The sequence below is a fragment of the Paenibacillus sp. VMFN-D1 genome (genome assembly GCF_003386155.1).
Taxonomy (GTDB): Bacteria; Bacillota; Bacilli; order Paenibacillales; family Paenibacillaceae; genus Paenibacillus_AQ; species Paenibacillus_AQ favisporus.
In genome coordinates, this window is the sequence record NZ_QRDU01000001.1 from 2,848,772 (window position 1) to 2,862,366 (window position 13,595).

Annotated in this window: 9 protein-coding genes and 1 pseudogene; 1 reads left to right on the forward strand and 9 read right to left on the reverse strand. The window is 54.6% G+C overall.

Annotation, left to right across the window (positions count from 1 at the left end; all coding sequences use genetic code 11):
• Positions 1-23: 23 nt before the first annotated feature.
• The 5 genes from topA to C7820_RS13090 all read right to left on the reverse strand — a co-directional run bounded on the left by topA (position 24) and on the right by C7820_RS13090 (position 6,344).
• Positions 24-2,126 (reverse strand): type I DNA topoisomerase, encoded by a 2,103-nt coding sequence (topA, locus tag C7820_RS13070; protein WP_116231253.1) that lies wholly within the window; start codon positions 2,124-2,126, stop codon positions 24-26.
• A gap of 53 nt (positions 2,127-2,179) precedes the next feature.
• Positions 2,180-3,298: a DNA-processing protein DprA gene (gene dprA, locus C7820_RS13075; RefSeq protein WP_116231767.1), complete on the reverse strand. Its 1,119-nt coding sequence runs from the start codon at positions 3,296-3,298 to the stop codon at positions 2,180-2,182.
• A gap of 128 nt (positions 3,299-3,426) precedes the next feature.
• Positions 3,427-4,356 (reverse strand): succinate--CoA ligase subunit alpha, encoded by a 930-nt coding sequence (gene sucD, locus C7820_RS13080; RefSeq protein ID WP_076168177.1) that lies wholly within the window; start codon positions 4,354-4,356, stop codon positions 3,427-3,429.
• A gap of 34 nt (positions 4,357-4,390) precedes the next feature.
• The gene (gene sucC, locus C7820_RS13085; protein WP_076168179.1) at positions 4,391-5,551 is read right to left on the reverse strand and encodes an ADP-forming succinate--CoA ligase subunit beta; all 1,161 of its coding nucleotides are present in this window, start codon (positions 5,549-5,551) and stop codon (positions 4,391-4,393) included.
• Between the two features lie 322 nt (positions 5,552-5,873).
• Positions 5,874-6,344: a MarR family winged helix-turn-helix transcriptional regulator gene (locus C7820_RS13090; RefSeq protein ID WP_089546539.1), complete on the reverse strand. Its 471-nt coding sequence runs from the start codon at positions 6,342-6,344 to the stop codon at positions 5,874-5,876.
• 337 nt (positions 6,345-6,681) lie between these two features.
• Between C7820_RS13090 and C7820_RS13095 the strand changes: the two genes are divergently transcribed.
• The gene (locus C7820_RS13095; protein ID WP_116231254.1) at positions 6,682-8,274 is read left to right on the forward strand and encodes a YifB family Mg chelatase-like AAA ATPase; all 1,593 of its coding nucleotides are present in this window, start codon (positions 6,682-6,684) and stop codon (positions 8,272-8,274) included.
• Between the two features lie 1,389 nt (positions 8,275-9,663).
• On the opposite strand, the gene C7820_RS13110 is transcribed toward C7820_RS13095, so the two are convergent.
• The 4 genes and pseudogenes from C7820_RS13110 to C7820_RS13125 all read right to left on the reverse strand — a co-directional run.
• A complete protein-coding gene (locus C7820_RS13110) occupies positions 9,664-10,050 on the reverse strand; it encodes a YraN family protein (protein ID WP_258875225.1) in 387 nt (128 codons plus the stop codon).
• The gene (locus tag C7820_RS13115) at positions 10,047-10,349 is read right to left on the reverse strand and encodes an EscU/YscU/HrcU family type III secretion system export apparatus switch protein (protein ID WP_116231257.1); all 303 of its coding nucleotides are present in this window, start codon (positions 10,347-10,349) and stop codon (positions 10,047-10,049) included. The genes C7820_RS13110 and C7820_RS13115 overlap by 4 nt, the downstream gene beginning before the upstream one ends.
• Complete coding sequence (locus C7820_RS13120) at positions 10,346-12,400, reverse strand: hypothetical protein (RefSeq protein WP_116231258.1); 2,055 nt, start codon at positions 12,398-12,400, stop codon at positions 10,346-10,348. The genes C7820_RS13115 and C7820_RS13120 overlap by 4 nt, the downstream gene beginning before the upstream one ends.
• Before the next feature lie 438 nt (positions 12,401-12,838).
• Positions 12,839-13,528 (reverse strand): annotated as a pseudogene (locus tag C7820_RS13125) (ribonuclease HII); the annotation flags it as partial.
• Between the last annotated feature and the right edge of the window lie 67 nt (positions 13,529-13,595).

A 13,595-nucleotide genomic window follows, 5' to 3' on the forward strand; every position in this document is an offset into this window, starting at 1 on the left:
TCATTACCCCCTGCTGTTTACAATTACATCATTTCTTCGTTGTCTTCGTTCTCTTCCAGGGGCTCGGTATGGTCGCATGCCGTGCATTGGAGACGTGCTCCCTGCTTGTTGCGCTTCTCAACCATCAGAGAGCCGCATTTCGGACAAGGCTTCGGCGACGGTTTATCCCAGGATACGAAATCGCATTCCGGATAACGGTCGCAGCCATAGAAAATCCGCCCCTTCTTGCTGCGGCGCTCGACCACATGCCCTTCCTTGCATTTCGGACAAGTGACGCCGATATCTTTGACGATCGGCTTCGTGTTCCGGCAGTCCGGAAATCCGGAGCAGGCGAGGAATTTGCCAAACCGCCCCAATTTGTATACCATCGGTCGGCCGCATTTGTCGCAAATCTCGTCCGATACCTCGTCCTCGATTTCGATTTCCTTCATTTCTTCCTCGGCTACTTCCAGGCGCTTTTCAAAGGAAGAATAGAACTCGGCAAGCACCTTGACCCAATCCTCCGAGCCTTCCTCGACATGGTCGAGATCGTCTTCCATGTGGGCCGTAAATTCCACATCAAGAATTTCCGGGAAAAATTGTTCCATTTGCTCGATGATCAATTCACCCAATTCTGTCGGAACGAACTTTTTCTCTTCGATCGCGACGTAACCGCGCTTTTGGATCGTCTCCAGCGTCGGCGCATACGTACTTGGCCGTCCGATGCCGAGCTCCTCCATCGCCCGGACCAACCGGGCTTCGGTGTAGCGCGGAGGCGGCTGCGTGAAGTGCTGCTTCGGCTCGATATCTTCCTTCTTCAGCTTATCCCCTACGGCCAAGGCAGGCAAAAACTTCTCTTCTTCCGTCGTGCCGTCGTCGTTGCCTTCCACGTATACCTTCATAAAGCCCTGGAAGCGGACTTTCGAACCGGATGCGCGGAATACGGCAGGCCCGGCCGCAATATCAACGGAAAGCGTATCCAGTATGGCGGAAGCCATCTGGCTGGCAACGAAACGTTCCCAAATCAGCTTGTAAAGACGGTATTGGTCACGGCTCATGAACGACTTCACCGAGTCGGGATCGCGCATGACCGAGGTCGGGCGGATCGCTTCGTGGGCGTCCTGGGCGTTCGCCGATTTTTTCGAATACTCCCGCGGTGTTTCAGGGACAAACGGTTCCCCGTACTTCCCGCTGATAAATTCCTTGGCTTCTTCCTGGGCCGATCCGGCAATCCGGGTGGAATCCGTACGCATATAAGTAATGAGGCCGACGGTCCCTTCTTTCCCGAGCTCTACGCCTTCGTACAGCTGCTGGGCAACGGACATCGTTTTGGCGGCACGAAAATTAAGCTTCCGGGCAGCTTCCTGCTGCAGGGAGCTTGTCGTAAACGGAGGCGAAGGATGCCGCTGGCGCTCCTTTTCCTTTACTTCGCTGACTTTAAAGGTGGCTCCCTTAATGGCAGCGAGCACTTCGTTTACTTCATCCTCGCGCGACAGTTCTTTTTTCTGGCCGTTCAGCTGCTGGAATTTCGCTTCGAAAACGGAATCTCCCTTGGCGAGCTGGGCCGTGATGGACCAGTATTCCTCCGGAATAAACGCGTTGATTTCGTTCTCCCGGTCGATGATGATCTTGACCGCCACCGATTGAACGCGACCCGCGGACAAACCTTTCTTAACCTTTTTCCACAAAAGCGGACTGATCTTGTAACCGACGAGCCGGTCCAGAATACGTCTGGCCTGCTGTGCGTTGACCAGGTCCATATTGATCTTGCGCGGCGTTTTAAATGCATCCTTGACCGCTTGCTTCGTAATTTCGTTAAACACGACGCGGCAGCTATCCGTATCGTCGAGCTCCAGGGCATGGGCAAGATGCCAGGCAATCGCTTCACCCTCGCGATCGGGGTCAGCTGCGAGATAAACCTTTTTCACTTTTTTGCTGGCGTCCTTGAGTTCCTTTAATACGGAGCCTTTTCCGCGGATCGTAATATATTTCGGATTAAAGTCATTCTCGACCTCAACCCCGATTTGGCTCTTCGGGAGATCACGCACGTGACCCATCGAAGCTTTTACGATATACTTGCTGCCTAAATATTTGCCGATCGTTTTCGCCTTGGCCGGCGATTCTACGATGACAAGTGAGTCAGCCATAGGTTCATCCCCCTTTCCGAACAATTCTGTGAATGTTAGTCAATAGACTCTTGTTATATAAGCTTGTATATAGCACCAGATAATTGGGTAATCTGCTTTTTTATGATTAAAGATAACAGAACTGAATGCAAATGTCCAAAATCCCATCCGGTCTGCTGCAGCAGCTCATCCAATGTAGACGGCCCTTGTTCCAATATATGGTATATCCCAAGCTCATCCATTGTCAAATGATCTGCAGGCAGCCGCGTGTCCTCCAACATCTGACGCTCCCTATTGTATGTATCTTCAAACCCTTTTGGCAACCATGAATCATATTCTTCGACGACGTCTTCGGCATTCAGCACCATTTTGGCGCCTTGTTTAATCAAGTTCAGCGCCCCGCGGCTCTTGGGCGAGGTGACCGGCCCAGGCACGGCGAACACATCCCTGCCGGCTTCGAGCGCCAAATCCGCGGTAATCAAAGAACCGCTGCGCGAGTCCGCTTCGACGACCAGCGTCCCAAGCGTCAAACCGGCGATGATACGGTTGCGCTGCGGAAACAGGCCGGGATGCGATTTGGTCCCGGAAGGATACTCCGTCAGAATGAGTCCATCCTCGGCGATCCGCTCATACAATCCTCTGTTCTCCGGCGGATAGATCACGCCGTGTCCGGTCCCCATCACCGCAATCGTATTTCCGCCGCGTGCTAGAGCGGCTTCATGGCACACGCTGTCGATGCCTCTGGCCATGCCGCTGACGATCGTGAACCCAGCCGCACTGATGCCCTCCGCCAGCTCCTGGCCGACCTTACGGCCATAGGCCGTCGGTACCCTTGTCCCGACCATGGCGACGCCGGGCGTTTGCAGCAATCCCCGTTTTCCAGTGCAGTACAATACCCATGGAGGCTCCGAAATCTCTCTTAAGTACGCAGGGTAATCCTCATCCAAAAAAGTCAGGATGCCGGCGCCTCCCTCAAGCTTACGGGATTTCAGCTCTTCGATCAAATCGGTTGTGATTCGTTCAGATAAAAGCTTCGCCTTTTCCTCGGGAAAACCTGCTTCTTCCCAATCTCTACTATTATAATGGAGCATGTCCCCGGAGAACATACGCTGCCCGCGCAGCCTGGCAATACTCTTCCTCCCAACCCCCTCAGTCTCGTGCAGTGCGATCAACAGCCACCGTTCGTCCTTCACGCCAATCCCGCCCTTCCTTATATTTTCCAGTTTTTTGGTGTTGAAAACACAAAAAAGCAACCCTTTATCCCCCGGATGGAGAAATAAAAGGTTGCTTACCTTTGAACCGTAAATAACGCCGGTTTATATTAGTGAGTCGTGCATTTTTCCAGCAGGCCGCGTTCTTCCAGAACACTTACCAGCGTAGATCCCATTTCCGAAGGCGTCGGAGCGACTTTGATGCCGCATTCCTCGAGCTTGGCGATCTTTTCTTTCGCCGTGCCTTTACCGCCGGAAATAATAGCGCCCGCATGTCCCATGCGCTTGCCTGGAGGCGCAGTAACGCCGCCGATGAAGCCGACGACCGGCTTGGTCATGTTGGCGCGGATCCATTCCGCCGCCTCTTCTTCCGCCGTTCCGCCGATTTCGCCGATCATGATCACAGCATAAGTGTTCGGATCATCGTTAAAGCGGCTCAAAATATCGATGAATTCCGAGCCTTTTACCGGGTCGCCGCCAATGCCTACCGCAGAGGACTGGCCGATCCCGCGGGTCGTCAATTGATGAACCGCTTCGTAGGTCAGCGTTCCGCTGCGGGATACAACGCCCACATGTCCGGGAGTATGGATGTACCCAGGCATGATACCGATTTTGCATTCTCCAGGTGTAATGACCCCTGGGCAGTTTGGTCCGATCAGGACGGTTTTCTTGCCTTCCATGTAACGGGACACTTTGACCATGTCCAGCACCGGAATGCCTTCTGTAATACAGATGACCAGTTCCATTTCCGCATCGACGGCTTCCATGATGGAGTCGGCCGCAAATGCCGGCGGTACGTAGATAACGCTTGCAGTTGCGCCAGTCGCTTCCTTGGCTTCTACAACCGTGTTATATACGGGCAGGCTGACCGTTTGGCCGTTCTCCAGCGTAATGTCAACCTTGGTGCCGCCTTTGCCCGGAGAAGTTCCTCCGACCATTTGCGTGCCGTAGTCGAGGGCGCCTTTCGCATGGAAAAGGGCGGTTTTGCCGGTGATGCCCTGTGTGATGACTTTTGTATTTTTATCGACCAAAATACTCACGTTTGTTCACATCCCCTATCGTATTTTAAAGATTCTATTTTACGAGTGAGACAATTTTTTGGGCGCCGTCAGCCATGGAGTCGGCAGGCACGATGTTCAGGCCGGATTCGGCCAAAATTTTCTTGCCCAGATCCACGTTGGTTCCTTCAAGACGCACAACCAGCGGACGGGTCAAACCGAGCTGCTTGGCAGCTTCAACCACGCCTTCGGCGATGACGTCGCAGCGCATAATTCCGCCAAAGATGTTGACGAAAATGCCTTTGACCTGCTCATCCGACAGGATGATCTTGAACGCCTCGGTAACCTTCTCTTTCGTGGCACCGCCCCCTACGTCGAGGAAGTTGGCCGGGTCTCCGCCGTAGTACTTGATAATATCCATCGTGGCCATGGCAAGGCCTGCGCCGTTGACCATACAGCCGATGTTGCCGTCGAGAGCTATGTAGCTCAGGTCGTATTTGGAAGCTTCGATTTCTTTTTCATTCTCTTCGTCCAGGTCGCGAAGCTCTTGAATGTCTTTGTGCCGGAACAGTGCGTTGGAGTCAAAGTTCAGCTTGGCATCGAGTGCCATGACATTGCCGTCACCCGTTACAACCAGAGGGTTGATTTCTGCAATGGAGCAGTCCTTGTCAACAAAAGCGGTGTACAGGGCGATCATAAACTGAACCGCCTTGTTGACCAGTTCGTTAGGGATGTTGATCGCATAAGCCAGTCTGCGTGCTTGGAAAACCTGCAGGCCTACGGCCGGATCCACCACTTCTTTGAAAATTTTCTCAGGCGTTGCAGCGGCAACCTCTTCGATTTCCGTTCCGCCTTCTTCCGATGCCATCATCACGACACGTCCGGTAGCGCGGTCAACGACGACGCCGACGTAATATTCCTTGCGGATATCGCAGCCCTCTTCGATCAGAAGCCGCTTGACTTCTTTACCTTCCGGGCCTGTCTGATGCGTAACGAGCACTTTGCCGAGGATTTCCTCCGCGTAAGCACGAACCTCGTCCAGGTTCTTGGCCACTTTGACGCCGCCGGCTTTACCGCGGCCACCTGCATGGATTTGCGCTTTGACAACCGTGACTTGGCTGCCCAGGGATTTAGCGGCTTCAACCGCCTCTTCCACGGTGTAGGCCACCTTTCCGTTCGGAACGGTAACGCCGTACTGCTTTAACACTTGCTTTCCTTGATATTCATGGATATTCATTTACGGTATCCTCCTATCAACATGACTGCTACAAGGCGGGTTCTGATATCTCTTGGAAAATAATATAAACCCAAGCTATTGTAACATGTTTTTAAAACGCTTACCTTAAGAAACTGTGTTTCCATCGACAGCTTTTTGATATCGGTTTAATCCGTTTGAGAGAATATTTGGGATTTGATGGTAAAATCCGCCCTCTAAGTAACGTCTTAGGTCCGATATAATTCCACCTGGAGCCTTGCATCGTTCCAACAAGGTTTCATGGATAACAGGGAAAAAGAGCGACAAATTTGCAGATGTTGGTCTGCAAAAATCGCTCTTCACTTCACATCTTGCCCTCTTGCTGTTCGTTGTTGTGATGGACACGGTTCAGCAGACTCTTGAACTGGCCCAGCAAATGCCCGAATTCGCTCTCGTTCAGGCACAGCTCCTGCTGCATGGCGGCCGGAACGTTCAGCGCCTTCTCCTTCAGCTTGTTTCCTTCATCCGTCAACGTGATGATGACCTTCCGTTCGTCCTGGGCAGAGCGCTCACGGTGAATCAGACCAGCGGCCTGAAGTCTCTTCAGCAGGGGCGTCAAGGTGCCGGAGTCCAGGAAAAGAGCCTCCCCAAGCTCCTTCACGGTACACTGTCCCCGCTCCCAAAGCACAAGCAGGACCAAATACTGGGAATATGTCACACCGAGCTTCTCCAGATGGGGCTGATACAGCTTGGTGATTTCTCGCGAACAGGCATAGATGGTAAAGCACAGCTGATTTTCCAGCTGCAGCTGCGGATTCATTTCACTTGGTTTCATCACTTTCGTCTTCACCTGCCTTCTTGTCATAATATTATCATAATTTTGTCACATTATCATAGTAATTGCGCGATATCTTCTTCAGGGGCAACTGATGCCGTCCAATTATATTGTATACTTTTAAATTTTAAACAACAAATCGGTCTTGAATCACTCCCTTACAAGCATACCTCTATTTCCTATCCCCGATGCCTCCCATCTTGACTTTTACTGCTTACGGTCCTACAATTTTTGTAAACTTAAGCGAAAATAAGGAAGCACCTTTTTTCCGTCAACTACGGCGATCCCGTTCTCGTTTGTCCAGGGAAACCGCCGGGGAATAGGGGTGCTTTATTGTATGTATGGAAAAATGCACAGTACATGTTTATACGGAATTGACGGGGTGATCATTCAGGTGGAGGTCGACATTTCGAACGGACTGCCGCAGACGAGCATTATCGGACTGCCGGACTCCGCCATCCGGGAAGCGGTGGAACGTGTCCGGGCGGGCATCAAAAATTGCGGCTTCACCTTCCCCCTTCAGCGCGTCACGATCAATCTCGCACCGGCCGATCTGAAAAAGGAAGGCTCCGCGTTTGATCTGGCCATTGCCCTCGGCATTCTCGTAACGAGCGGACAGCTTCTGCTGCCGCAGGATGAGAAGTTGCTTCTCATCGGAGAAATGGCGCTCGACGGCAGCCTGAGGCCCGTTAACGGCGTCCTGTCCATGGTGGACAGGGCGAAGCGCGAGGGATTCACCGCCGTTCTGCTGCCTGAAGAAAATGCCGGTGAGGCCGCCTTAATCGATCAAATGAATATTTATGCCATCCGGCATTTGAACGAGCTGCGAGAGCTGGCCGCAGAACACTCGGCTGCTGACGTGCCCGGCAAAGACCAGCCCCTCCGGATTCAAAGCTTGTCCCCGCTGCTGAAAGCACCGGGTACTGCCGCTGATTCCGTATCCGATCACCTTCCTGCAGAAGATTATGCCGACGTGCTCGGCCAGCTCCATGTCAAAAGGGCGCTCACGATTGCTGCCGCCGGCATGCACAACATTATGCTGATCGGACCGCCTGGAACCGGCAAAACGATGCTCATCAAACGCCTGCCGACCATCCTGCCCTTGATGACCGAGCAGGAAGCGCTCGAAACGACCAAAATATTCAGCGCAGCCGGGAAATTAAAGGAACCCGGCTCCGGCCTCATCCGCAGACGTCCTTTTCGTTCCCCGCACCACACCATCTCTTCCGGAGGACTGATCGGTGGAGGAACGATACCCAAGCCGGGCGAAGTCAGCCTAGCTCACCGGGGTATCCTGTTTCTGGACGAGCTGCCGGAATTCAACCGCCAGGTGCTCGAAGTGCTGCGGCAGCCGCTGGAGGACAAAACGGTGACGATCAGCAGGGCCCGTGCCGTGCACACCTTCCCGGCGCACTTCATGCTGGCGGCTTCGATGAATCCGTGTCCGTGCGGATACCTCGGAAGCGATCATCCGGAACATCAATGCACATGCAGCTTCAGCCGGATCGCCCAATACCGCGCCAAAATCTCCGGTCCGCTGCTCGACCGGATCGATCTTCAAGTCGAAGTCCCACGCCCTAAGGAATGGTCCACCGATGCACCGAGCCTGTCATCGGCTGAAATGCGCAGTCAGGTGCTCGAAGCTCATGCCCGTCAGCAACAACGATACGGCAGCGGTTACGGCGGCTGGAACAGCGAGCTGACCGGCAGTGCGCTCCGGCGCTTTGCCAGGCTCGACTCCGCTTCAGCCGATATGCTCCATCAGACGATCGAAACGCTGGGCCTCAGCATGCGGGCATATGACCGCATCCTGAAACTGGCCCGGACGATCGCCGACCTGGACGGCCAGGAGAATATCGCCTTCAACCATGTGGCGGAAGCGATCCAGTACCGGAATTTGGACCGGCCGCAGATTACGGGGGTGGGGTGAAAGGAATTTGCGGTATTAACCCTAGTGATGTGATTCACGGTTTAAGTCAATAATTTGTGTACTATTACGAAAATAAAATGATGCAGATTGCCCTTCGACCCCTTCGGCCATCCTGCTTCTTGATCTATGCTCTAAGCCGAAGAGATAAAGGCAACGATAACTAAACTCCAGAAAACAAACGTTGAGCTCTATCAGCAGATAGATGCGCAGCGTCAGACGTTACAGGGATATAAGGCGCCTTATTTTAAATCAGCTGAAGAAACTGGACACTGGGGTACACAACAAAAAATAACCTGCCGTTTGCGGCAGGTTATTTCCGTCAATCCATTCTCTTTTTAAAACCCAGTCATCTCTTCTGGATCTAATTTAAAACTTGGCAGGTAAATCATCGGGCAGCCAAACGCCCCTATTGGCAGGATAGAACTTCGCATTATCTAATTCAATAATTGTTCTATCTATCTTTTTTTCTATTCTCCATTGCGATCCATGAATAATACAATATCCAGAATATGGATGGACAAATACCTAGTGCAATAGGCTGTTTATCATGTGGCAGCATAAATATAAAAACAATAAAAACGGGCAGCGTAATGGCAAGTAGAATGAGATACTTTTTCCAGTGTCTATTTTTAAACACAGGTTCCTCCTCAATTCGTAAATGTTCTCACAGGCTTTTTGCCATATCGTCAATCACGCCTCTCTTTTACTTTTACTGTGAATAGGCTAAGAACCAAAGTAAGAATGACATATGTCCACAATCCATGTATTTCAAATCCGTACAGGTATTTGTCCAGAAGCCAAAGTTTAATGGGTGTCAGCACGATGGAAGCCAACATTAAAACCGGAGTGGTTAAACACCCAATCCCTACAGTGATCAGCATCACCGACATTACCATGGCTAAACTGAATAAAAGACTAATGAGGAACATCAGAAGGGATGCAATCAGCAAAGTTTTAGTATCTGTTATCGAAAGATATGGATTAAAGTACTCATTGCCTATCCAGAACACCAAAAAGGTAACAAGAAAATTCAGAATATTCCTCATGATACCTCCCACGAAATCGTCGTTTCCCCTTTCGATGAAGAACGGGTTGAAGTAAGCTCAAAAAAAGATACTGTCATCCTCTGATGTTGATTCCTAGGAAAAATTCTCTTTTAGGCAAGTTCACACATCCCTCTTACTTAGCTTATTCTATGACGAGTTCAAATCACCTTCACCATAAGGTAAATATACATCCGCTTTTCCACCTCTCCGATAAAGCCGCCGATCTGGATGCACTGCCGCTGTTAGTTGTCTATTGAGAGGATCGAGCTAGCTCAGTGAAAATGGGGTAATAAAAAAAACTTCCAATCGCATGGTATTGGAAGTTTTTGATTAGGGGCTCGTCTTAGAACGCCCCCTGTATATGATTAATCGCGGTAATGCTTAGATCGCGCCCCAGCTCCACGGCGACGACGTCAAAGCGTACCTCGCGGCCCTCCAGCCGGTGTGCGTGAAGATACACTTCGGCCGTGCTGCGGACCTGGCGGATTTTGCGGAAATTAACAGATTCTGCGGCTGTGCCGAAGGAGGTGCCGGCGGTCCGGCTGCGCACCTCCACAAAAACAATGACGCCGCCGTCCTCGGCGACCACGTCCAGTTCGCCGCTGCGGCAGCGCCAGTTCCGGTCGCGGATGCGGTAACCTGCGGAGAGCAGCAGGTCGGCAGCCGCCTGCTCAGCGGCTGCTCCTTTTTGGCGGCGGTTATCCTTCATTTTTCCTTCCCGTCCGTTCATTCGAACGGCCTTTCCCGAGCGAGCCGGTCCGCCCGGTAAATATAGCTGAGAACCTCCGCGACAAGGTGATACAGCTCCGGCGGAATCTGCTGGTCCAGGTCCAGCTTGGAGAGAACCTCCACCAGCGCGGCGTCTTCCTGAACGGGAACCCCGTGTTCCTTCGCCGTCTCGAGAATCGTATCCGCCACTTTTCCCCGGCCCTTCGCCACGACGACCGGGGCATCGTTGTCACCGGGCGCGTATTTGAGGGCGACGGCCTTTTTCAAACTTGGAGACGGATCCTGCGGCTTGCTGCTCATACCCTCATATCCACCCCCTTGTAGCTCTGCGGCACGAAGTCCGCCACGCGGTGGCCGCCCATGGCCGCACTCAAGCCAGCTGGCAGTTCAGCGGCCGGAAACGGTAGCGGAGCGGCTTTAAGCGTCAGAAGCTGATAGCCGATGGAAGATAGGGCGTCTGCGATTTCAGGCCGTCTGTCTTCCACCAGGGACTGAGCCCATTCCTGATCATTATGGACCTTCAGGCTGACGATCCGTTCGACGATCTGGACGTCGATCAGCGTCTGCCCGAGATGCTTCATCTGAAGGTCGAACCACAGGCGGCAGTTGGATGCATCCAGTTCACCCTTGGGGCCGCGCCTGGACTGGACATGCACCGACGCCGTCTCCTGGCCGTCCGGCCCGTTCAAGGGCAGGAACAACGTGACCTGGGCGAACGGCGCCGTCCGGTCCGTGTTCAGGAGCAGCTGCTGGCCGGTCAGCTGCGAGATGACCTGCTGCGCCGCCTCCTTCAAGGCCGGCGGCGCAGCGTCGTCCTGGACGAGCTGAAGGAGGAGCCCCTTCAGCGTGTCGCGCTGCCCGGTTTCCTGCAGCGCCTGCTCCATCCGCGCAGCGGGCTCAGCCAGCTGCTCCGGCCGGACGGCGTGATGCGCCGGGCCGGGAGGCTGCTGCTGAACCGCATGCGGCCGGACGGTCAGCTCCGGACCGTCCGCGGCTTGGGGAGCGGGCTGCGCGGCGGCGGCCCCTGCCGCGCTCGCCGCTCCCGGCGCAGGCCCCGGCTGTGCCGGGCCTGCCTCTGCCGCTGCACCCTGGCCTGCGGCCGGTGCAGCCAAGGGCTGCCGCGCGTTCCCCGCCGCGGCACCCTGCCCCTGCGGGGCCTCCTGCGCGGGCTGCAGCAGCGCCGCGCGCACGCCCTGCTGCTCGTGCTCCGCACCGAGCAGCTTCAAGAGACGCCCCACCCACGGCTCCGCACCGTGGGACAGGGGCGTCTTGGTCGAAGGCCCCGTGCCTGCGGGGCCTTCGCCTCCCTGCGCCGCTTGCTGCGGCGCAGGTTCCGCGGCCGGCGCGGCGAAGCCGCCGGCCGCAGGCCCGCCCGCCGGCTCAGCCGGGGCGGGCGTTGGTGCGGCGGCACCCGTGAGCGGTGCCGCGCGCAGCTGCTGCAGCAGCGCCTGCAGCCTGGCGGCCAGCGGCTGAAGTGCCGCCGCTGGATGGGACGCCGCGGCAGCCGTACCGGCCGCGGATGTGCTGTCAGCCGCGCGCCCCGCCGCCTTCCCCGCATGCCCCTCTGCCTCGGTGCTCTTTGGGCTGCGGGCACCAGCCGTTGGCTCCGCTTCGGGTGCCGCTATGCTGCCAGCCCCCGGCTGCGTAGCCGCTCCGGGTAACGAAGCCGGTGACTGCTGTCCTGGAGCCTGCGGCGTAATGACGCCCTGTCCGCTTTTGACTGCAGCCCCCGCTTCCTCCGAACCCGCTCCAGCCTGCGCTGTGAACGCATTCAGCTGTTCCTCCAGCACTTGAAGCAGCTGGTGCACCGGCGGGCCGAATACCGCCTGCTGCAGCCCGCGGACGCTTTCGGCCGTCAGCGGCAGTCCGCGCTGATTGGCAATCGATGCGGCGCCAAGCCACTGCTCTGTGCGGACACCGGCAGGTTTTAACGCCAGCGCGTCTTTGAAAACGGCTGCGTTTTCTTTTGTCACGTATACGCCCGAAGACCGCAGCGCCTCCAGCATGGCCCGATTCTCCGGCGTATCCGGCAGATCGAGCGATTGCAGCACATCCGCAAGCGACATCGGAGTCCCGGACCCATAGGGGGAACCCTCCATCGCTTTCAATACCGGAAGACCGCCGCCATTGTCCGGCTGTACCTGCAGGACCGCTGCCTGGCCGGGCTGAAGCGGCGTTTCCAGCGCCGCCCGTACTTTGACGCCTTGGATCTGCAGGACGGCCTCCTGTCCGTCCTCAGAGACGCTCAGTACAACGCCGCGCACGACTTGCCCTTCCTTCAAATCCAGCTGCTTGGTATCGCCCGCTTTGGTATCTCCCATCATGCCGCGCAGCAGTGAACCGATATTCAATGTCCCTCTCCCCCTTTCGTATTCCTTCGTTTATTTATTTATCGGCCGAAAGAGCCAAGGGCTGTAGTCCCACTATCTGCGATCACGATCTCCGTTGTTTCTTTTCATCCAAGATCGTCCTTTATCTTCATAATTGCTGCAAATGCTCAGGCTCTTCAAACATGAAATTTATAATACCGTCCAACAAAATACGAATCTGGAAAAAAAGCTTTTCGGATGCCGGGGTCATCGTTACGTCCTGTTTGGTCCGCGATGAACAGAGACGACGCGAAACGGCGAGCCTGCACCTAAGGTTGGTCTGTTTTCTGAATCAAAGCTTGAAATTGCTTATCCAGGAAAACCCACTTTCCAAAAGTCTGATCAGCCAAACTTTTCCCTTATAAAAATTTACATCGCGACACCCGAATTCCCATTTTACCTGGCAAAAAAACAGCAGCCCTAGAACAGGGTCTGCTGCACGACTTCCATATTTTTCAAAAAACTGCGGCGATGCATCAGTGTCGGTCCCAGAGCTGCCAGCTGCTCACGGTGCAGTTTGGTTGCATAGCCCTTATGGATCGCGATGCCGTACTCGGGATACTTCGCCTCCCATTCACCTTCACACAGCCGGTCCCGGCTAACCTTGGCTACGATTGAAGCCGCGGCAATCGATTGGCTGTTTGCGTCCCCCTTGATGATCGCCAGCTGTGGAACGGGCACGTCCACATGCTCCGCATCCACCAGCAAAAAATCCGCGGCGATCGTCAGGCCAAGCACCGCCTTTTTCATCGCCAGGCGGGCCGCCTGCTTAATATTGATTTCATCAATCGTTCGGGCATCTACGTACCCTACGCTGACGGCAAGCGCCTGCTCCATAATCACGTCGTACAGAAGGTCCCGTTTTTTAGCGCTCAATTTTTTCGAATCGTCGACGCCCTCCAGAACGAGTCCTTCCGGCAGGATCACGGCCGCCGCCACTACGTCGCCAAATAAACAGCCTCTTCCAACCTCGTCCACACCCGCTATGTACCGGTAATCTTTTTCTATGTATTCGCGTTCATATTTTAGCAGGTCCCTCGGGGATTGCTCGATCTCTTCCGTATCCATGCTGTCTTTCCTCCTCCGTGCTGCAAGAGCCAAGGGGTGTTCCCGCTCATTCCCCTGGCAAGTCTATCAAACTCGCAATCTATCCTTTTTATTGTACTATGTTCGGGCG